General features: G+C 66.6%; 19 protein-coding genes. 14 read left to right on the plus strand and 5 right to left on the minus strand.

The annotated features are described in order from the left end of the window. Positions 1 to 32: 32 nt before the first annotated feature. Together nadA and ROZ00_15820 are read right to left on the minus strand one after the other, a co-directional pair. A complete protein-coding gene (nadA, locus tag ROZ00_15815; protein ID MDT3737696.1) occupies positions 33 to 1130 on the minus strand; it encodes a quinolinate synthase NadA in 1098 nt (365 codons plus the stop codon). 68 nt (positions 1131 to 1198) lie between these two features. After that, positions 1199 to 1651, minus strand: a complete 453-nt coding sequence (locus ROZ00_15820; protein MDT3737697.1) for a rhodanese-like domain-containing protein — start codon at positions 1649 to 1651, stop codon at positions 1199 to 1201. Positions 1652 to 1699: 48 nt separating this feature from the next. Between ROZ00_15820 and ROZ00_15825 the strand changes: the two genes are divergently transcribed. The 5 genes from ROZ00_15825 (at position 1700) to ntrC (ending at position 7609) form a co-directional block, all read left to right on the plus strand. Next, on the plus strand, positions 1700 to 2878 hold the full coding sequence (locus ROZ00_15825) for a cation diffusion facilitator family transporter (protein ID MDT3737698.1): 1179 nt from the start codon (positions 1700 to 1702) through the stop codon (positions 2876 to 2878). 170 nt (positions 2879 to 3048) lie between these two features. Then, positions 3049 to 4458: a type I glutamate--ammonia ligase gene (gene glnA, locus ROZ00_15830; GenBank protein MDT3737699.1), complete on the plus strand. Its 1410-nt coding sequence runs from the start codon at positions 3049 to 3051 to the stop codon at positions 4456 to 4458. Between the two features lie 130 nt (positions 4459 to 4588). Next, positions 4589 to 5056, plus strand: a complete 468-nt coding sequence (locus ROZ00_15835; protein ID MDT3737700.1) for a DUF4124 domain-containing protein — start codon at positions 4589 to 4591, stop codon at positions 5054 to 5056. A 49-nt stretch (positions 5057 to 5105) separates the two neighbouring features. Next, positions 5106 to 6182 carry a nitrogen regulation protein NR(II) gene (glnL, locus tag ROZ00_15840; protein ID MDT3737701.1) on the plus strand — a complete coding sequence of 359 codons (1077 nt, stop codon included), beginning with the start codon at positions 5106 to 5108 and terminating at the stop codon, positions 6180 to 6182. Continuing rightward, complete coding sequence (gene ntrC, locus ROZ00_15845) at positions 6179 to 7609, plus strand: nitrogen regulation protein NR(I) (protein ID MDT3737702.1); 1431 nt, start codon at positions 6179 to 6181, stop codon at positions 7607 to 7609. The genes glnL and ntrC overlap by 4 nt, the downstream gene beginning before the upstream one ends. Positions 7610 to 7635: 26 nt before the next feature. Here ntrC and ROZ00_15850 read toward each other — a convergent pair whose 3' ends face one another. After that, positions 7636 to 8733: a M48 family metalloprotease gene (locus tag ROZ00_15850; GenBank protein MDT3737703.1), complete on the minus strand. Its 1098-nt coding sequence runs from the start codon at positions 8731 to 8733 to the stop codon at positions 7636 to 7638. A gap of 161 nt (positions 8734 to 8894) precedes the next feature. Here ROZ00_15850 and ROZ00_15855 point away from each other — a divergent pair, with 161 nt between their 5' ends. The 8 genes from ROZ00_15855 to ROZ00_15890 all read left to right on the plus strand — a co-directional run bounded on the left by ROZ00_15855 (position 8895) and on the right by ROZ00_15890 (position 15720). Further along, a complete protein-coding gene (locus ROZ00_15855) occupies positions 8895 to 9671 on the plus strand; it encodes a biotin--[acetyl-CoA-carboxylase] ligase (GenBank protein ID MDT3737704.1) in 777 nt (258 codons plus the stop codon). Beyond that, positions 9668 to 10393 (plus strand): type III pantothenate kinase, encoded by a 726-nt coding sequence (locus ROZ00_15860; protein ID MDT3737705.1) that lies wholly within the window; start codon positions 9668 to 9670, stop codon positions 10391 to 10393. The genes ROZ00_15855 and ROZ00_15860 overlap by 4 nt, the downstream gene beginning before the upstream one ends. Positions 10394 to 10439: 46 nt before the next feature. Continuing rightward, the gene (locus ROZ00_15865; GenBank protein ID MDT3737706.1) at positions 10440 to 11852 is read left to right on the plus strand and encodes a DUF4139 domain-containing protein; all 1413 of its coding nucleotides are present in this window, start codon (positions 10440 to 10442) and stop codon (positions 11850 to 11852) included. 197 nt (positions 11853 to 12049) lie between these two features. Beyond that, on the plus strand, positions 12050 to 13402 hold the full coding sequence (locus tag ROZ00_15870) for a TrpB-like pyridoxal phosphate-dependent enzyme (protein MDT3737707.1): 1353 nt from the start codon (positions 12050 to 12052) through the stop codon (positions 13400 to 13402). Positions 13403 to 13417: 15 nt separating this feature from the next. Next, positions 13418 to 14074 carry an SPOR domain-containing protein gene (locus tag ROZ00_15875; protein ID MDT3737708.1) on the plus strand — a complete coding sequence of 219 codons (657 nt, stop codon included), beginning with the start codon at positions 13418 to 13420 and terminating at the stop codon, positions 14072 to 14074. Then, the gene (coaE, locus tag ROZ00_15880) at positions 14071 to 14676 is read left to right on the plus strand and encodes a dephospho-CoA kinase (GenBank protein ID MDT3737709.1); all 606 of its coding nucleotides are present in this window, start codon (positions 14071 to 14073) and stop codon (positions 14674 to 14676) included. Before ROZ00_15875 ends, coaE begins: the two co-directional genes overlap by 4 nt. A gap of 83 nt (positions 14677 to 14759) precedes the next feature. Further along, positions 14760 to 15515 carry a cell division protein ZapD gene (gene zapD / locus ROZ00_15885; protein MDT3737710.1) on the plus strand — a complete coding sequence of 252 codons (756 nt, stop codon included), beginning with the start codon at positions 14760 to 14762 and terminating at the stop codon, positions 15513 to 15515. Positions 15516 to 15534: 19 nt separating this feature from the next. Further along, the gene (locus tag ROZ00_15890) at positions 15535 to 15720 is read left to right on the plus strand and encodes a DNA gyrase inhibitor YacG (GenBank protein MDT3737711.1); all 186 of its coding nucleotides are present in this window, start codon (positions 15535 to 15537) and stop codon (positions 15718 to 15720) included. A 54-nt stretch (positions 15721 to 15774) separates the two neighbouring features. Here the strand turns inward: ROZ00_15890 and ROZ00_15895 are convergent, their stop codons facing one another. Next, the gene (locus tag ROZ00_15895; protein MDT3737712.1) at positions 15775 to 16713 is read right to left on the minus strand and encodes a Nudix family hydrolase; all 939 of its coding nucleotides are present in this window, start codon (positions 16711 to 16713) and stop codon (positions 15775 to 15777) included. After that, entirely contained in the window at positions 16710 to 17576 is an 867-nt protein-coding gene (locus tag ROZ00_15900) for an ATP-binding protein (GenBank protein MDT3737713.1), read from the minus strand. Before ROZ00_15900 ends, ROZ00_15895 begins: the two co-directional genes overlap by 4 nt. A 43-nt stretch (positions 17577 to 17619) precedes the next feature. Between ROZ00_15900 and ROZ00_15905 the strand changes: the two genes are divergently transcribed. Further along, on the plus strand, positions 17620 to 18825 hold the full coding sequence (locus ROZ00_15905; GenBank protein ID MDT3737714.1) for a murein transglycosylase A: 1206 nt from the start codon (positions 17620 to 17622) through the stop codon (positions 18823 to 18825). The last annotated feature ends 122 nt before the right edge of the window (positions 18826 to 18947 follow it).

Consider the following 18947-nt stretch of genomic DNA (forward strand, 5'->3'; position numbering starts at 1 on the left):
CGGCGGGTGACGGCGGGCTTGACCACGAACTCTTACGAAGCGTCCAGCATGCGGTTGAGGGCCACTTTCGCCAGTTCCGCCTCGTGCGCCGGCACCGAGATGCGATTGACGACATTGCCTTCGGCCAGGTTCTCCAGGCACCAGGCCAGATGCTGCGGGTCGATGCGTCCCATGGTCGAGCACATGCAGACCATCGGCGCCATGAACTGCACGACCTTGCCTTCCGGCTTCACTTCCTCGGCGAGGCGGCTGACGAGGTTCAGCTCGGTGCCGACCAGCCAGCGCGTGTTGGCCGGCGCCGCCTTGATGGTCTTGATGATGTACTCGGTCGAGCCGACGTGGTCGGACAGGCGGCAGACGTCGAAATTCGATTCGGGATGGGAGATGACCAGGCCGTCAGGATGCTCGTTGCGGAAGCGCAGGATGTGGCCGGCCTGGAACATCTGGTGCACCGAGCAGTGGCCCTTCCACAGCAGGATGCGGGCGCGTCGGATCTGCTCGGCCGTGAGGCCGCCGTTTTCCAGGTCAGGATCCCACACCACCATCTCTTCGAGCGGGATGCCCATCTTGTGGCCGCTCCAGCGGCCGAGGTGCTGGTCGGGGAAGAACAGCACCTTTTCCCGCTGCGCGAACGACCACTCGAGAATCTTCGGCGCATTGCTGGAGGTGCAGACGATGCCGCCGTGCTCGCCGCAGAAGGCCTTCAGGTCGGCGCTGGAATTGATGTAGGTGACCGGGGTGAACAGCTTGTCGGGATCGCCGACGACGGCTTCCAGTTCGCGCCAGCAGCGCTCCACCTTGGCCAGGTTCGCCATGTCGGCCATCGAGCAGCCGGCGGCGAGGTCCGGCAGGATCGACACCTGCTCCGGTTTCGAGAGGATGTCGGCCACCTCGGCCATGAAATGCACGCCGCAGAAGACGATGAATTCGGCATCGCTTTGCGCCGCCAGGCGCGACAGCTTGAGCGAGTCGCCAGTGAGGTCGGCGTGACGGTAGACGTCGGCGCGCTGATAGTGGTGGCAAAGCAGGACGGCGCGGCTGCCGAGCCGCGCGCGCGCAGCGAGAATGCGCTCCTGCGCGTCCGCGTCGGCGAGGGTGTTGAAACGGTCGAACTGAATGGCTGCTTGCATGTTTTGCGGGTATTCCGGGCTTGCGGGTTTGCAAGCCGCCTAATTTAACAAATTTGGGAAGGAATCCCTCAGCTTTGTTGCCACGGAAGGCCGGCTGCGCGCCAGCCGCCCACCTTGCCGCGGTGCCCTTTCGCGTCCTTGTCTCCTTCGAAACCTTCCAGCACGTTGTAGCAGTCGGGAAAGCCGGCTTCGGTCGCCTGGGCGGCGGCACGGTGCGAGCGGTGGCCGCTGCGGCAGATGAACAGCGCCAGCGACTCCGGGTCGACCTGTTGCTTCAGTTCCGCCATGAAATGGGTGTTCACCGCGTACCCCGGATAAAACTGCCATTCGATCTCGACCGCGCCGGGAATGCGGCCGACGAAATCCAGTTCGGCGCGCGTGCGCACGTCCACCAGCTTCGCACCCGGCGCGAGCTGGAGCACCTCATAGGCTTCCGCCGGCGTGAGCGCGCCTTCATAGGGCAGGCCAAGTTCGCGGGCGCGCTTCTGCGCCAGGGCCAGTATGTCGCTGAGTTTTCCCATTGCGGCTGCGGCGATTAGAATGACGAAACAAGTATAAGTGAAGCCCCCATGTCCGTCGAAGAATCCCTGCTGCGTGCCGGGCCGGTCGATCCGCAACGCTACCGCGAGGCGAATCGGGCCACCTGGATCTCGGCGGCGCTCAACCTGGCCCTGACCGTTGCCCAGCTGGTCGTCGGCTGGGTGGCCCACTCGCAATCGCTGATTGCCCACGGGCTGCACTCCTTCTCCGATCTGCTGTCGGATTTTCTCGTCCTCTATGCCAATCGCCAGGGCAGTCACCCGGCCGACCGCGAGCACCCCTACGGCCACGCCCGCGTCGAGACGGCCGCCACGCTGATCCTCGGCGCTTCGCTGGCGACGATCGGCTTTGGCATCCTCTGGGAAGCAACGTTGCGCCTGCAGCATGTTGCCGAACTGCCGCCGGTCGAGCTGCTGGCCCTGTGGGTGGCGATCTTCACGGCGGCGTCGAAGGAAGTCCTGTTCCGCTATCTGCTGCGCGTCGCCGAACGCCTGCGCTCGCCCATGCTGGCGGCCAACGCCTGGCACACGCGCGCCGATGCCGCCTCGGCGCTGGTGGTGGTGGTCGGCATCGCCGGCGCCCTCATGGGCTGGAAATTCCTCGATCTGCTGGCGGCAGCGATCATGGGCTTCATGATCCTGCGCATGGGCCTCAAGCTGGCCTGGGAATCCCTGCAGGAGCTGATCGACACCGGACTCGACAAGGAGAAGGTAGAGGCGATTCGCATGACGTTGCTGGACACGCCCGGCGTGCTGGGCCTGCATGAACTGCGGACGCGGCGCATGGCCCATCAGGCGCTGGTCGATGCGCATGTGCTGGTCGATCCGCGCATCAGCGTGTCCGAGGGCCATCGTCTTGGCGAGCAAGCCCGCCAGCGCGTGCTGGACGCGCATCCCGAGGTGGCCGATGTGCTGGTGCACATTGATGCCGAGGAGGATCAGGCACTGATGAGCAGCGGCGCCGACCTGCCGGATCGCGACGCGCTCATGGCGCACCTGCATGTTTTGCTGGGGGAGGAAGCGGCAGGGATCGAGAAAACGGTGCTGCACTATCTTGGGAACCGGGTCGAGGCGGAAGTTTTCCTGCCGCTCGAGACCTGCCAGGATTTGGCGCGCATGAACCGGCTGGAACAGCGTATTGCCGGGCAATTGAGTAGCGACCCCGTATTTCGCGCCATCTCCCTGAATTGCCGGATCGCACCAAAGTAGTGCGCCATTGATTTATTGCGCACTACTTTGGTGCATTTTTCTTTTCGGCTTGCCGGGTTCTCCCTTGTGCCACAATGACCTCCCCTTTTTCGGGCGTTGGCACATTTTCTGCTAAAGCCCTTGGCATGCAGTTTTTTCGTTGTCCGAATTCAATTCGCTAGGAGAGTGCGATGTCCCCTCAAGACGTTCTTAAGCTGGTCAAGGAAAGGGAAGTCAAATTCGTCGATTTCCGCTTCACGGATACACGCGGCAAGGAGCAGCATGTCGGCGTGCCGGTCAAGCACTTCGGCGCCGACAAGTTCGAGTCCGGCCATGCCTTCGACGGTTCGTCCATCGCCGGCTGGAAGGGCATCCAGGCCTCCGACATGCTGCTGATGCCCGACCCCGCCACCGCCTACATCGATCCCTTCATGGACGAGACCACCCTGGTGTTGTCCTGCGACGTGGTCGAGCCGGCCGACGGCAAGGGTTATGACCGCGACCCGCGCTCCATCGCCAAGCGTGCCGAGGCTTACCTGAAGTCCACCGGCCTGGGCGACGTCGCCTACTTCGGTCCCGAGCCTGAGTTCTTCATTTTCGATTCCGTGGAGTGGTCGGTCGACATGTCCGGCTCCTACTCCAAGGTGTTCTCCGAGGAGGCCGCCTGGGCCTCCGCCGAGAAGTTCGACGGCGGCAACACCGGCCACCGTCCCACCGTCAAGGGCGGCTATTTCCCGGTGCCGCCGGTCGACAGCCTGAACGACATCCGCGCCGCCATGTGCCTGGCGCTGGAAGCCTGCGGCGTCGAGGTGGAAGTGCATCACCATGAAGTGGCCACCGCCGGCCAGTGCGAGATCGGCACGCTCTTCAACACCCTGGTGCGCCGCGCCGACCAGACCCAGGTGCTGAAGTACATCGTGCACAACGTGGCGCACAGCTACGGCAAGACCGCCACCTTCATGCCCAAGCCGATCGTCGGCGACAACGGTTCCGGCATGCACGTGCACCAGTCGATCTGGAAGGGCGGCAAGAACCTGTTCGCCGGCAACGGCTATGCCGGCCTGTCCGAGTTCGCCCTCTACTACATCGGCGGCATCATCAAGCACGCCCGCGCGCTCAACGCCATCACCAACCCCGGCACCAACTCCTACAAGCGCCTGGTGCCCGGCTTCGAGGCCCCGGTCAAGCTGGCCTACTCGGCGCGCAACCGCTCCGCCTCGATCCGCATTCCCTACGTGCAGAGCGACAAGGCGCGCCGCATCGAGGTGCGCTTCCCGGACCCGACCGCCAACCCGTACCTGGCCTTCACCGCCCTGATGATGGCCGGCCTCGACGGCGTGCAGAACAAGATCCACCCGGGCGACCCGGCCGACAAGAACCTCTACGACCTGCCGCCGGAAGAGGATGCCAAGATACCGACCGTCTGCTCCTCGCTCGACCAGGCGCTCGACTACCTCGACAAGGACCGCGAGTTCCTCACCCGCGGCGGCGTCTTCTCCAACGAGATGATCGATGCCTACATCGAACTGAAGATGGAGGAGGTCACGCGCTTCCGCATGACGACTCACCCGGTCGAGTACGACATGTATTACAGCCTGTAAGGCCGGCAAACCCGGAAAAGGACGGCTGCGGCCGTCCTTTTTTTGTGCACTTCCCGGCGTCAAAAGCGTTTGTAAAGGGCCCACTCTTCGCATACACTTGAGGTAGGTTCTCGTTTTACGGCGGAACATCATGAATATTTTGAAAAAAATGATTGCCTTCGGGTTTGGCTTGCTGGCCATTCCGTTGGCACAGGCGGATGTCTTCAAGTGCGTGGATGAGGATGGCCACGTCACCTATACCAACGCCAAGCCTTCCCCCAAGGCGAAATGCACCACCTTGAGCCGCGATCAGCGCGTGTCCACCGTGCCGGGTCGCGCAGCGAGTACGCCTTCGCCTGCCAGCTTTCCGAAAGTCGATGGCGACACGCAGAAGGCGCGCGACAACGACCGGCGCAAGATCCTCGAGCAGGAACTGACGGCCGAGCAGAAAAGCCTGGAGCAGGCGAAAAAGGAACTGGCCGAACAGGAGGCCATTCGTACCGGCGACGAGCGCAACTACCAGCGGGTGCTGGATCGCCTGCAGCCCTACAAGGACAGGGTGGCGCTGCACGAGCGCAACATAGAGGCCCTGAAGAAGGAAATCGGCAACCTCAGGTAAGCACGCCCCGCCCCGGCTCGATGGTGCGGTTTTTGCTAACCTTCAATGCATGGCCGCACCGGAAAAACTCCCAGTCACCGCCTTTGCCGGACTTGACCTGCTTTCCTCGGCCGTCATCCTGCTGGATGCCGATCTGGTCATCCAGTACCTGAATCCGGCAGCGGAAAATCTCTTTGCTATCAGTGCCAGGCAATTGTTACGCCGGCCGCTTGCCCAGCTGCTGGGGGAGCCCCCGGGCCTGTCGGCCGCTCTCGACAATGCGCTGACGAACAACTGGAGCTATACCGGGCAGAACCTTACGACGCACCGTCATGGTGCAGTGCCCCTGCACCTGGACTGCACGGTGACCCCGGTGGAAGCCGGCAAGATCCGCCTGTTGCTCGAGTTTCGCCACATCGACCAGCAGCTGAAGACGGAGCGGGAGGAGCGTCTGGCCGAACAGCAGCAGGCCAACCGCGAGCTGATCCGCAATCTGGCCCATGAAATCAAGAACCCGCTCGGCGGCATCCGCGGTTCGGCCCAATTGCTCGAGCGGGAGCTGGCCAACCCCCAGCTGCACGAATACACCCAGGTCATCATCAAGGAGGCCGATCGGCTGCAGGAACTGATGAACCGCCTGCTCAGTTCGCATCGCCTGATGCAGCCGCAGCAGGTAAATATCCACGAACTCCTCGAACGGGTGCGATCGCTGATCCTGGCCGAGTTTCCCGACGTGGACGTCAAGCGCGACTACGACACCAGCCTGCCCGATGTCACAGGAGACCGTGAGCAGTTGATCCAGGCCATCCTCAACATCGTGCGCAATGCCGCCCAGGCGCTGGAGGGGCACGGCGAGATCGTCCTGCGCACCCGCGCGCTGCGTCAGGTGACCCTGGCCAAGCGGCGCTATCGACTGGCGCTGCAACTGCAGGTGATCGACAACGGTCCCGGCATCCCGGATGCGATCCGCGACCAGATGTTCTATCCGCTGGTTTCCGGTCGAGAAGGCGGCAGCGGGCTGGGCCTGACGCTGGCACAGAACTTCATCCAGCAGCATCATGGCAGCATCGAGATCGACAGCCGGCCCGGACGCACCTGCTTCACGGTAATGCTGCCCTTACACGAGAGCAATGAGGAACCACGATGAATTCCGTCTGGGTCATCGACGATGATCGCTCCATCCGCTGGGTCTTCGAGAAGGCCCTGACGCGCGAGGAAATTCCTTTCAAGAGCTTCGGTTCGGCGGCCGAGGCCCTCGCCACGCTCGACGCGGGCACGCCGCCGCCGCAGGTGCTGGTCACCGACATCCGCATGCCGGGCGAATCCGGTCTGTCGCTGCTGCAGAAGTTCAAGGCGCGCTATCCGACCCTGCCGGTGATCATCATGACCGCCTATTCCGACCTCGACAGCGCGGTATCCGCCTTCCAGGGCGGCGCCTTCGAGTACCTGCCCAAGCCCTTCGACATCGACCAGGCGCTCGAGCTGGTGCGCCGCGCCATCGAGGAGTCGACGCGGCAGGAGGCGGTGCCCGAGTCCTCCGCCATGGCGCCGGAAATCCTCGGCAAGGCGGCCTCGATGCAGGAGGTGTTCCGCGCCATCGGCCGCCTGTCGCAGTCGCATGCGACGGTGCTGATCAACGGCGAGTCCGGCACCGGCAAGGAGCTCGTCGCCCGCGCGTTGCATCGCCACAGCCCGCGCGCCGACAAGCCCTTCGTCGCCCTCAATACGGCGGCCATCCCGCGCGACCTGCTCGAGTCGGAGCTGTTCGGCCATGAGCGCGGCGCCTTCACCGGCGCCACCGCCATGCGCCGCGGCCGCTTCGAGCAGGCCGAGGGCGGCACGCTGTTCCTCGACGAGATCGGCGACATGCCGGCAGAGCTGCAGACGCGCCTGCTGCGCGTGCTCTCGGACGGCAACTTCTATCGGGTCGGCGGCCACCAGCCGATCAAGGCCAACGTGCGCGTCATCGCCGCCACGCACCAGGACCTCGACGAACGCGTCAAGCAGGGCCTGTTCCGCGAGGACCTGTTCCATCGCCTCAATGTCATCCGCCTGCGCCTGCCGCCGCTGCGCGAGCGGCGCGAGGACATCCCGTTGCTGGTGAAGCACTTCCTCGCCAAGAGCGCACAGGACCTCGGCGTCGAGCCGAAGCGGGTGTCGGATGCGGCGCTGAAATTCCTTTCGGCCCTGGTTTTCCCCGGCAACGTGCGCCAGCTGGAGAACCTTTGCCACTGGCTGACGGTGATGGCGCCCGGCCAGGTGATCGAGATCGCCGACCTGCCGCCGGAGCTGCGCGCGCAGGCGCCGCGCGAGACGGAGGCGGACTGGAAGGTGGCCCTCGGCGCCGAAGCCGACCGCATGCTGGCCGGGCGGCCCGGCGCCGTGTGGGACGGACTGGTGCGCGAATTCGAGCGCACCCTGATCCGCCATGCCCTGCTGGCTTCCGCCGGGCGGCGCATCGAGGCGGCGCAGATGCTCGGCATCGGCCGCAACACGATCACGCGCAAGATCCAGGAGCTGGGGATGGAAAACGGCGGCGCCGACAAGGAGCCGCCGGAAAAAGTCAGCCGCTGAAGGACGGCGGCGATGCCCTGACAGCCCTAGCGTCGCCTGCTCTTCTTCGTTGTCTTGCGGATCGTTTTCCCGGGTTTTTTCACGGCCGGCTGCCTGATACTCCCCCGCGTTTTCTTGGCCGCAGCGTTCTTGGGCGGGGCCGGGGCCACCTGTGGCGCTTCCACGGCCTTATCGGGCTCGGGCGCGGATACGGCAAGCTGTGAAACGACCGACGCCCCGGCCATGGCGGTCACTTCCTGAGGCGGAATGACTTGTTCATCGTCGGGCCAGGGGTCGGGCGCGGCGGCCAAGGCGAGCGAAGGCGGCGCTTCGTCCGGCCAGGGGTCGGGTAGCGCCAATGCAGCCACCTTGTCGCGCGAAGCCAGAAACGAAGGCAGCCAGCCTAGCTTCAACGCACCCTGCGGCGAGTTTGACAGTGGATCCGCCAGCGCCTTCGGATCGTAGCCGGCCGCCATGATTAGCTTGCCTGCGAACGCGTCAGCCTCGTCCTGCTGCGAAGACTCGACCAGCTGTTCGGTGCCCATCGAGGCGAGCAGCGAGATGCCCACCTTCGCGAGTGCGCCCATCGGAAAAATGATGTCGGCCAGGATGGAGGTGGCCAGATAGGCGCTGGTCAGCGGCGACCCGACTACCAGGGAGACCGCAAGGCCCGCCGAGGTGCTTTCGCGGTGATGCGCCGCGGCCAGCCGGCCGAATTCGCGCGCCAGCGCGAAGGCCAGGTCCGTGTCCGTGAGATCGAGCCGGGCGAGGCCGACGCCGACGGCGATTTTTCCGCCGGCGCTGGAACTCACCGCCGGCGAGTCGCCGGGCACGACGAAGACCTCCACCTGCGGGATGCGGGACGCCAGCTCCGGGCTGAGCTGCGCGGCCGTGGTGCCGAGGCGCTCGGCGATGGGTGCGATGCGCTGCGCGAGCTTTTCGGCGGCTTCCCGGGCCGGGCAGGGATCTTCGTCCTCGCGGCAGAATTCGCCGCCGGAGACGAGCAGGGTTTTCGCGCCGAAGCGCAGGTCCGGCACGGTGGTCTCGAGTTCGCCGGGCAGGATGTTGAACTGTGCGCGCCCGCTGGTGGGGGAAGTGCTGCAGCCGGTGGCCAGTATTGCTGCACAGGCAAGCGGCAGAACCATGCGCGAAAGGACGGGGAGGACGGGTTTGGGAAAGCGCATATGCCGGAGTGTAGATGAGCCTGCCCTCCCAAGTCACGGCGAAAATCGGGCGATTCCAGCATAATGCGGCGGAGAAGCCGCAGCCCTATCCAAACCGCATGCAAACAAACGCGCCCGAGCCCTTGGACACCCGGATCGTTGCAGCAGCGCTGTCCGCGCCGGAGCGATTCTCCATTGCGCTGCTCGACAGCTGCGAATCGACCAGCACCCTGCTGCTGGAGCGCGCCCAGCAGGGCGCGCCGTCCGGCAGCGTTGTCGTCTGCGAGCGGCAGACAGCCGGCCGCGGCCGGCGCGGCCGCAGCTGGCTGTCGGCGCCGGGCGACAGCCTGACCTTTTCCCTGCTCTGGCGCTTCCCCGAGGGCACGCCGCCGCCTGCCGGCCTCAGCCTGGCCGTCGGGGTGGCCGCGGCGCGCGTGCTGGAAGGCATGGGCGCTGCCGGCGTGCGTCTGAAGTGGCCGAACGACATCCTCGCCGGCGGCGCCAAGCTCGGCGGCATCCTGATCGAAACCCTGACGTCGGGCGGCCGGCATGTCGCGGTGATCGGCATTGGCCTGAACGTACGTCTGCCCGAGACGATCGCCTCGGCCATCGATGTTCCGGCGGGCGCGCTCGATGCAGTGATGCCTTTCACGCCCTCGCGCAATCTGCTGCTGGCGGGTTTGCTCGAGGGATTGGCGGAGATGCTCGAGACCTTCGGCCAGGCCGGCTTTCCCGGCTTCATCGAGGATTGGCTGGCGCGCAACGCCCATGCCGGACAGCTCGTCAGCATCCTCGCAGAAGGCGCCGACCCGGTCGAGGGGCGTTGCGCCGGGGTCGACGCCGATGGCGCGCTGCTGCTGGAGACCGCGACGGGCCTGCGCCGCATCGTCAGCGGCGAAGTCTCGCTGAGGCAGAAATGATCCTGGCCATCGACTGCGGCAACACGCGACTCAAATGGGGCTTGCATGACGGCGATGCTTGGCGCGCGCAGGGGCCGCTCGACTATGCCGGCCTGCCCGGGCTGGCCGAACTGCTGCAATCCCAGCCGCGCGCAACGAAGGCGGTCGCGGCCAATGTCGCCGGTCCGCAGGTGGGCGAAGCCGTCGCCGCCGCCGTGGCGGCGCTCGGCATTCCGCTGCATTGGGCGGAAAGTCAGTCTGCGCAATACGGCGTGCGCAACCTCTACGAGCGGCCGGAACAGCTCGGTGTCGACCGTTGGGCGGCGCTGGTCGGCGCGCGCGCTCTGCATCCGCAGGCCTGCCTGGTCGTCTGTGCCGGCACCGCGACGACGGTCGATGTGCTGGACGCCGAGGGCAGCTTCCAGGGCGGCCTGATCCTGCCCGGCGTCGAACTGATGTACCGCGCGCTGGCCGCCAACACTGCGCAGCTGCCGCTGGCCGACGGCAAGTTCACCGGTCTGCCGCGCAACACCATGGACGCCATCGTCAGCGGCTGCCTGCACGCGCAGGCCGGGGCCGTCGAGCGCATGTTCGAGCAGGTGGCGACCCATCCGGGCGCGGCCTGCCTCGTCGGCGGCGGCGCGGCAGGACAGTTCTTCGATTTGCTGCGCGTGCCGAAGACGAGGGTCGACAACCTGGTGCTCGAAGGCCTGGCCCGCATCGGCCGCGAATTAACCCCGTAGGCGAGGCTGCGGCGTTTACGCAGCCGTACCCACCACTGGAGCCGACATGAATATCCGCACACCGCGCCGCGCCCTTGCGCTGGCGATCCTCGCCGCCTTTTCCCTGACCGCGCTCGCTGCCGAGACAATCAGCCGCGCCGAGGACCGCGAGGAAGTCGCCGTCACCATCTACAACGATTCGCTCGCCCTCATCAAGGAGGTGCGCCGCATTCCCTTCGGGCGCGGCGCCAACAGCATCGCCCTGCGCGACGTCAGCGCGAAGATGCGGCCGGAAACCGCCAGCCTGCGCGCGCTGTCCGGCGGCAGCCTGCGCCTCATCGAGCAGAACTTCGACTTCGACCTGCTGACGCCGCAGAAGCTGCTGGAGAAATACGTCGGCCGCAGCGTCACCGTCATCAAGACCAATCCCGCCACCGGCGCGGAAACGCGCGAGCAGGCCGAGGTGCTGGCGACCAACGGCGGCGTGGTGCTGAAATACGCCGACCGCATCGAGACCGGCGTGCCCGGCCGCATCGCCTACGGCGCGATTCCCGCCAACCTGCGCGACCGGCCGACCCTGGTGGTGCAGCTGGAGAGCGCGGCGGCGGGCCGGCCGGCGACGGAACTGTCCTATCTTTCCGGCGGGCTGTCCTGGCGCGCCGACTACGTGGCCGAACTGACCGGCGACGAGTCGAAACTCGACCTGGCCGGCTGGGTGACGCTGACCAACCAGAGCGGGGCGAGCTACGAGAAGGCCCGCCTGCAGCTGGTGGCCGGCGACGTCAATCGCGTGCGCGAGGAGATGCGCGTGCAGCAGTTCGCCGCCAAGGTCATGGCGGCGCCGGCGCCGGAAATGGCGCGCGAACAGCTGTTCGAATACCACCTCTATTCGCTCAACCGGCCGACGACCATTCTCGACAACCAGACCAAGCAGGTGGCGCTGCTCTCCGCCTCAAGCGTGCCGCTGCGCAAGGAATACCGTCTCGCCGGGCAGGACTGGTATTACCGCGGCGCCCAGTCCGACCTCGGCCGCCAGCACAAGGTCGGCGTCTTCATCGAGTTCGACAACAAGGGCGGCGAGCTAGGCCAGCCGCTGCCCAAGGGCATCGTGCGGGTGTACAAGAAGGACTCGCGCGGCAACGCCCTCTTCATCGGCGAGGACCGCATCGACCACACGGCGAAGAACGAGGTGGTGCGGCTGAAACTGGGCGATGCCTTCGACGTCAAGGCGGCGCGCAAGCAGACGTCCTTCCGCAAGATCGCCGACAAGGTCTACGAGAGCGCCTTCAGCATCGAGTTGAGCAACGCGAAGGACATTCCGGTGACGGTGAAAGTGGTCGAGCCGGTGCCGGGCGACTGGGAGATGGTCGCGGAGAGCCAGAAGCACACCAAGGGCGACGCCCATTCCGCCGTCTGGCTGGTGGCGGTTCCGGCCGGCGGCAAGGCCACGCTCGACTACAGCGTCAGGATGCGCTGGTGAGCAGCCTCATAAGGCGGGACCGGGCTGCTAACTGATGGACGAACCCGACAGAAAAGCAGCTTGTGTATGCAGTATACCCGGGCTATTATTTTTCCCGCACTTGGGCTAAGGTGATTCTGCAAGGCGGTATCGATCAGGCTGCGGGGAGAGGGAGCGGGCCTGGCATCCATCCATAAATAACGAGGAGGAGAAACGAGATGTCTGACGTCAAGATTTTGCTCAACGAATCCGATATTCCCACCCACTGGTACAACGTCGTTGCCGACATGCCGAATCCGCCCCTGCCGCCGCTGGCACCGGACGGCAACCCGGTCACGCCCGAGCAGATGCTGGCCATCTTTCCCGGGCCGCTGCTCGAGCAGGAAATGTCCGGCGAGCGCTGGATCCCGATCCCCGAACCGGTGCGCGAGATCTACAAGCAATGGCGCCCGACCCCGATGTTCCGCGCCCGCCGCCTCGAGCAGATGCTCGGCACGCCGGCGAAAATCTACTACAAGTACGAGGGCGTCAGCCCGGCCGGCTCGCACAAGGTCAATACCTCGGTGCCGCAGGCCTTCTTCAACAAGATGGTCGGCATCACCCGCCTGACCACCGAAACCGGCGCCGGCCAGTGGGGCTCCTCGATTTCCTACGCCGGCCAGATGTTCGGCATCGAGGTGCGCGTCTACATGGTGAAGGTGAGCTACAACCAGAAGCCCTTCCGCCGCTCGATGATGCAGACCTGGGGCGCGGAGGTCTACGCCTCGCCGACCGACATGACCAACGCCGGCCGCGCCGCGCTGGCGGCCGACCCGAACAACCCCGGCTCGCTCGGCCTGGCGATCTCCGAAGCGGTCGAAGAGGCCGCCTCGCGCAAGGACACCAACTACAGCCTCGGCTCGGTGCTCAACCACGTCTGCCTGCACCAGACGGTGATCGGCCTCGAGGCCAAGAAGCAGTTCGAGAAGGTCGGCGACTATCCCGACATGGTGTTCGCCTGCTGCGGCGGCGGCTCCAACTTCGCCGGCACCGCCTTCCCCTTCCTCGCCGACAAGGCGGCCGGCAAGAAGGTGCGCCTGGTGGCGGCCGAGCCGAGCTCCTGCCCGAGCCTGACCAAGGGCGTCTATGCCTACGATTTCGGCGACGTCTCCGGCTACACGCCGCTGATGAAGATGTACACCCTCGGCCACGACTTCATGCCGCCCTCGATCCATGCCGGCGGCCTGCGCTACCACGGCGATTCGCCCCTGGTGTGCCAGCTCTACAACGAGGGCCTGATCGAAGCGGTGGCGGTGCCGCAGATCGCCACCTTCGAGGCCGGCGTGCAGTTCGCCCGTGCCGAGGGCATCATCCCGGCGCCGGAGTCCTGCCACGCCATCCGTGCCTGCATCGACGAGGCGCTGCGCTGCAAGGCAAGCGGCGAGAAGAAGACCCTCTTCTTCAACCTGTCCGGCCACGGCCACTTCGACATGGCGTCGTACGACAAGTATTTCGCCGGCGAGCTGGTGGACTACGAGTATCCGGCCGAAGCCGTGCAGGAAGCGCTCAAGCGCCTGCCGAAGGTCGCCTAAGGCGGAAAGGACGGCATGCAGGTTCTGCGCACCCTCTTTTTCCTGCTGGTGCTCGGCAACCTGCTGCTGTTCGTCTGGGGACAGGGTTATTTCGGCACGACGGGCGGCGGCGAAGCCGAACGCCTGTCCGCCCAGATCGAACCCGAAAAATTGCGTATTGCCGGCAAGGGCGCGCCGCCCGCAACGGCGGCCGCCCCGCCCCGTGAGGAGTGCCGCGTCCTCGCCGGACTGGAGCGCGAAGCGGCTGGAAAACTGGCCGACCTGATTTCCGGCCGCGATGCGCAACTCAAGGTGTCCCTGCGGGCGCTCGAAGAACCGAAGTCCTGGTGGGTGCATATCCCGCCCCAGCCCAACGGCGCTCAGGCCGACAGGAAGGCTGCCGAACTTTCCAAGCTGGCCGTCAAGGATTTCTACGTTGTGCGGGAGAGCGGCCCCAACCAGTATGCGGTCTCGCTTGGCCTGTTCAAGAGCGAGGAGGCCGCGAAGGACTATCTTGGCGCCCTGCAAAAGAAGGGCGTGAAATCGGCGCGCATCCTGGCCCGCGAAACGGCCGGCGACAAGATGATCGTCGAAGTGAGCGGAAAACCTGACCAGTTGTCCAAGGCACTGACCGAGTTGCCGGCGGAGTTCTCGGCCGCGCAGAAAGCCGAATGCCCGGCCGCCAGGCCATGACGTTCCTCGTCGGCCTTACCGGTGGCATCGGCAGCGGCAAGAGCGCGGCGGCCTCGCTTTTCGAGGCGCTCGGCGCCGCCGTGGTCGATACGGATGTCATCGCACATGAATTGACCGCACCGGGCGGGGCAGCGATCGAATCCATACGCTGCGCCTTCGGCGATAAGGTCATCGATGCGCGTGGCGCGCTCGACCGCGCCGTCATGCGTCTCAAGGTCTTCGCCGACGCCTCGGCCAAGGCCCGCCTGGAAGCCATCCTGCATCCCCTGATCCGCGCCGAAGCCGACCGCCGCAGCGCCGCCGCCCGTGCGCCGTATGTCGTGCTCGTGGTGCCCCTGCTGGTCGAGTCCGGCGGCTACCGCAGCCGCGTCCGGCGCGTGGTGGTGGTCGATTGCCCGGAGGAGGTGCAAGTGGCGCGGGTCATGTCCCGCAGCGGGCTATCTGCCGAGGAAGCCCGTGCCATCATGGCGGCGCAGGTCAGCCGCGAGCAGCGCCTGGCCGTGGCCGACGATGTCATCGACAATGGCGGCGACCTGGCCGCCCTGCGCCCGCAAGTCGAGGCCCTGCACCGGCGCTATCTGGAAATGGCCGCAGTTTCATAGGTTTCCGGGGGCTTTTTGTTGTTATTTGTCGGGGAATGGTTCAGAATTGGCCGAATTTATTCCTCGGCACGGCACGGCGCGGCGTGATCACCTACGAATATCCTCTGAACGAGCGCATTCGCACATTGCTGCGCCTGGAGGACCTGTTCGACAAGACGGGGCACTTCATCGGCGCGGACGGTGCGCAGGAGCACCATGTCGCCCTGGTGACGCTGTTCGAGATCCTTGATGTCGCCAGCCGCGCCGACCTGAAATTCGACCTCGTGCAGGAACTCGAGCGCCAGCGCCAGATCCTGCTCTCCTTCCGCAACAACCCCGACATCTCCGAGGCGGCGCTTTCCGGCGCGCTCTACGAGATCGAACAGGCCAGCGCCGCGCTGCTCAACATGCAGGGCAAGATCGGCCACTACCTGCGCGAGAACGACTGGCTGATGAGCATCAAGAGCCGCGCCTCGATTCCCGGCGGCGTCTGCGAATTCGACCTGCCTTCCTACCATTACTGGCTGCACCGCGAGCCGCAGGCACGCCAGCGCGACCTCGCCGCCTGGCTAAATCCGATGCTGCCGATCCGCGACGGCCTGTCCATCGTGCTGCGCCTGCTGCGCGCCTCAGGCCGCCAGGAAGAGCAGGTCGCGCAGCATGGCGCCTACCAGCTCATGCTCGGCGGCCGCACGGCGCAGATGGTGCGCCTGCGCGTCAAGCGCAGCGAACCCTATGTGCCCGAGATCAGCGCCAACAAGTACGCCCTCAACATCCGCTTCACCACGCCCGGCACCGACGCGCGCCCGCGCCAGGCCGACAGCGATGTCGTCTTCGAGATGACCTTCTGCAACCTGTAGTTCTCATCCCGTCCGGATCGTGACGAAGCCTGCCGCCCCGCGCGTCGTCAACTGCCCCACTTGCGGCAAGCCGGTGCCGTGGGTTTCCGCCAGCGCCTTCCGCCCGTTCTGCTCCGAGCGTTGCCGCAATATCGACCTTGGCGCCTGGGCGGCGGAAGAGTATCGCGTGGCCGAGCAGGAGAAGCCGCTGCCCGACGAGCAGTAGGTCTGGCTTCAGCCCGACATCGGCCGCTGTCGGCCTGAAGGCCGACCTACAGGGCTACGCCCACGCCGCGCGGATGGCGGCGATGCCATGCGCGCCGGCGCGTTGCGCCGCCTCCAGGTCGCCGCGTTGCAGGCCGCCGAGGGCGAATACCGGCAGCGGGATATTTTCCAGCAGATGCGCGACGCGCTCCCAGCCCAGGCCGGCGACGCCGGGATGGCTGAGCGTTTCGCGCACCGGACCCAGCACGGCGAAATCCAGCTTCAGCGCGGCGGCGCGCGCCAGTTCCGGTGCATTGTGGCAGGAGGCCGCCACCAGCGGCAGGTCGGGCCGCTCGGCCAATTGCATGAGCTGGGTGCAGGGCAGGTGCACGCCGTCGGCGCCGACGTGCCGCGCCAGCGCGAGGTCGCCGTTCACCAGCACGCGCGCGCCTTGAGCGTGCGCCAGCCGCGTCGCCTCGCGGGCGAAGGCCTCGCGCTTTTCCACCGCCAGCGTCGCCTCGCGGACCTGCAGCAGGCGCAGGCCGCCGGCGAGCGCACGCTCCAGCTTCTCCAGCTGCGCCTCGGCGCCGACCTCGCCGGCGTGGGTGATGGCGTAGAAATCCGGCAAAGTCAGTCCGCGCAGCACGGCGACATTGGCCGGCAGCATTGGCGCGACGTCGACCTTGTCGGCGCGTTTCCAGGCCAGCGCGTCGTGGTGGATGTCGCGGATCTCGCCGCGCCAGCCGCTGACGCGGAAGAAGTGCAGCCGCACGTGAGCGTGCGGATAGACATGCTCGCGGGTGATCCACGGCGTGTAGCGGTCGGCCTCGATGCCGAGCTCCTCGTGCAGCTCGCGCACCAGCGCCTGCGCCGCGGTCTCGCCCGGCTCGATCTTGCCGCCGGGGAATTCCCAGTAGCCGGCATAGGGCTTGCCCTCGGGCCGCCGGCCGAGCAGGAAGCTGCCGTCGGGCCGCAGGATGACCGCGGCCGCCGCCTCGACGATCTTGCGCGTCATTTCCCGCCGTGCCGGCCGGCGTAGTCGCGGGCGAACTGCCAGGCGACGCGGCCGCTGCGCGAGCCGCGCATCAGCGCCCACTGCAGGGCGTCCTCGCGCGCGGCGGCGACGGCGGCGGCCGGCACGCCGTACTCGCGCAGCCAGTGGCCGGCGATGGCGAGGTACTCGTCCTGGTCGAAGGGATAGAAGGACAGCCACAGGCCGAAGCGCTCGGAGAGCGAGACCTTCTCCTCGGTGGTCTCGCCGGGATGGATCTCGCCGTCGACGTGCTTCGTCTCCAGGTTCTCGTCCATGAATTCCGGCATCAGGTGGCGGCGGTTCGAGGTGGCGTAGAGCAACACGTTGTCCGGCGTGCTCGCCACCGAGCCGTCGAGGATGCTCTTCAGCGCCTTGTAGCCGGGCTCGCTCGCCTCGAAGGAGAGGTCGTCGCAGAAGAGGATGAAGCGCTCGCTGCGCCCGGCGATGAGGTCGACGATGTCGGGCAGGTCGATGAGGTCGTGCTTGTCCACCTCGATCAGGCGCAGCCCCTTCGCCGCGTACCGGTTGAGCAGCGCCTTCACCAGCGAGCTCTTGCCCGTGCCGCGCGCACCGGTGAGCAGCACGTTGTTGGCGCTGCGTCCTTCGACGAACTGGCGCGTGTTCTGCTCGATGCGCTGCTTCTGCTCGTCGACGTTGCGCAGGTCCTTCAGGCGGATGCGGTGCGGCTTGGCCACCGGCTCGAGATGGCTGCGGCCGCCGCGCTTGCGCCAGCGGAAGGCGGTCGACGCCTTCCAGTCGGGCGCGGCGGCAGGCTGAGGCAACAGGGTTTCGATGCGCTCGAGCAGCGCCTCGGCGCGGGAGATCAATCGGGAAAGGTCGTTCATCGCGGTTGCTATACTTGCGGAAACTTCGACTTTAGCGAAATTCATGTTCCTTCGCCAACTCGCGCCCGCGCTGGGCGCCATGCTCGTGCTTGCCGGCTGCGCCCAATTGCCGACTGCCCAAACGAAACCCGATGCGCAATGCGTGTGCGCCGCCTGCCCCGTCTGCCCGGCCGTGACGCCGCCCAAGCCTCCAGCCAAGCCGCTGCAGGAAGCGCGCTGGGAAGACGTCAAGGGCTGGGGTGCCGACAACCTCGCCGAGGCGCACGGCGCGCTGCTTGCCTCCTGCGACGCGCTCGCGAAGCAGGCCGCCTGGCGCGGCGTGTGCGAAGAGGCGCGCGCGCTGCCGGCGGAGCACGCCGCCCTGCGCGCCTTCTTCGAATCGCGCTTCCGCCCCTGGCGGGTGGTGAACCCGGACGAATCCACCGAGGGCCTCGTCACCGGCTACTACGAGCCGCTGCTGCGCGGCAGCCGCGAGCGCAGCCGCAGCTTCGCCCACGCCATTTACGGCGTGCCCGACGATCTGCTGGTGGTGGACCTCGGCGAACTCTATCCGGAGCTGAAGAACTTCCGCCTGCGCGGCCGCCTCGACGGGCGCCGCGTGGTGCCCTACTGGTCGCGCGCGGAACTCACGCCGCAGGCGCCGGCGCTCGCCGGCAAGGCGCTGCTCTGGGTGGCCGACCCGATCGAGCTGTTCTTCCTGCAGGTGCAGGGCTCGGGCCGCGTCGAGCTGCCCGACGGACGCCGCGTGCGCGTCGGCTATGCCGACCAGAACGGCCATCCCTATCAGTCGATCGGCCGCTGGCTGGTGGAGAAGGGCGAACTGAAGCTGGAAGAGGCCTCGATGCAGGGCATCCAGGCCTGGGCGCGCGCCAACCCGCGTCGCCTGAACGAATTGCTCAACGCCAACCCGAGCTTCGTCTTCTTTCGTGAACTGCCGGACAACGGCGGCGGCCCGCTCGGCGCGCTCGGCGTGCCGCTGACGCCGGGGCGCAGCATCGCCGTCGACCCGCGCGCCGTTCCGCTCGGCGCACCGGTGTTCCTGTCCACCACGCTGCCCTTGAGCGAGCAGTCATTGCAACGCCTGGTCATGGCGCAGGACACCGGCGGCGCCATCAAGGGCGCCGTGCGTGCCGACTTCTTCTGGGGCTTCGGCGCCGAGGCCGGCGCGCAGGCCGGGCGCATGCGACAGAAGGGTGAGATGTGGGCCGTGCTGCCGTACGGTCACATTCCGAACAACGCCGCGAAGTAGTGCGTAAGACCTGATCCCGTGCACCGTCGCGGTGCGCGACCCCGACGCCCTGCACCGCGCTGGTGCGCCGCCCCGCAGGGGCTGACTTTAATTCCCTGATTCGACGTTCCAATTTTTCTGGA

The sequence above is a fragment of the Denitratisoma sp. genome (assembly GCA_032027165.1).
In the GTDB taxonomy this organism is placed as follows: domain Bacteria; phylum Pseudomonadota; class Gammaproteobacteria; order Burkholderiales; family Rhodocyclaceae; genus Desulfobacillus.

Excerpts from the sequence above, each read along its gene's own strand:
- ROZ00_15875 (MDT3737708.1), top strand. The coding sequence starts at position 13,418 with ATGCAGGTTCTGCGCACCCTCTTTTTCCTGCTGGTGCTCGGCAACCTG.
- ROZ00_15825 (MDT3737698.1), top strand. The coding sequence starts at position 1,700 with ATGTCCGTCGAAGAATCCCTGCTGCGTGCCGGGCCGGTCGATCCGCAA.
- ROZ00_15860 (MDT3737705.1), top strand. The coding sequence starts at position 9,668 with ATGATCCTGGCCATCGACTGCGGCAACACGCGACTCAAATGGGGCTTG.
- ROZ00_15835 (MDT3737700.1), top strand. The coding sequence starts at position 4,589 with ATGAATATTTTGAAAAAAATGATTGCCTTCGGGTTTGGCTTGCTGGCC.
- ntrC (MDT3737702.1), top strand. The coding sequence starts at position 6,179 with ATGAATTCCGTCTGGGTCATCGACGATGATCGCTCCATCCGCTGGGTC.
- glnA (MDT3737699.1), top strand. The coding sequence starts at position 3,049 with ATGTCCCCTCAAGACGTTCTTAAGCTGGTCAAGGAAAGGGAAGTCAAA.
- ROZ00_15895 (MDT3737712.1), bottom strand. The coding sequence starts at position 16,713 with ATGACGCGCAAGATCGTCGAGGCGGCGGCCGCGGTCATCCTGCGGCCC.
- ROZ00_15820 (MDT3737697.1), bottom strand. The coding sequence starts at position 1,651 with ATGGGAAAACTCAGCGACATACTGGCCCTGGCGCAGAAGCGCGCCCGC.
- coaE (MDT3737709.1), top strand. The coding sequence starts at position 14,071 with ATGACGTTCCTCGTCGGCCTTACCGGTGGCATCGGCAGCGGCAAGAGC.
- ROZ00_15905 (MDT3737714.1), top strand. The coding sequence starts at position 17,620 with ATGTTCCTTCGCCAACTCGCGCCCGCGCTGGGCGCCATGCTCGTGCTT.
- ROZ00_15870 (MDT3737707.1), top strand. The coding sequence starts at position 12,050 with ATGTCTGACGTCAAGATTTTGCTCAACGAATCCGATATTCCCACCCAC.
- ROZ00_15900 (MDT3737713.1), bottom strand. The coding sequence starts at position 17,576 with ATGAACGACCTTTCCCGATTGATCTCCCGCGCCGAGGCGCTGCTCGAG.
- nadA (MDT3737696.1), bottom strand. The coding sequence starts at position 1,130 with ATGCAAGCAGCCATTCAGTTCGACCGTTTCAACACCCTCGCCGACGCG.
- ROZ00_15850 (MDT3737703.1), bottom strand. The coding sequence starts at position 8,733 with ATGGTTCTGCCGCTTGCCTGTGCAGCAATACTGGCCACCGGCTGCAGC.
- glnL (MDT3737701.1), top strand. The coding sequence starts at position 5,106 with ATGGCCGCACCGGAAAAACTCCCAGTCACCGCCTTTGCCGGACTTGAC.
- ROZ00_15865 (MDT3737706.1), top strand. The coding sequence starts at position 10,440 with ATGAATATCCGCACACCGCGCCGCGCCCTTGCGCTGGCGATCCTCGCC.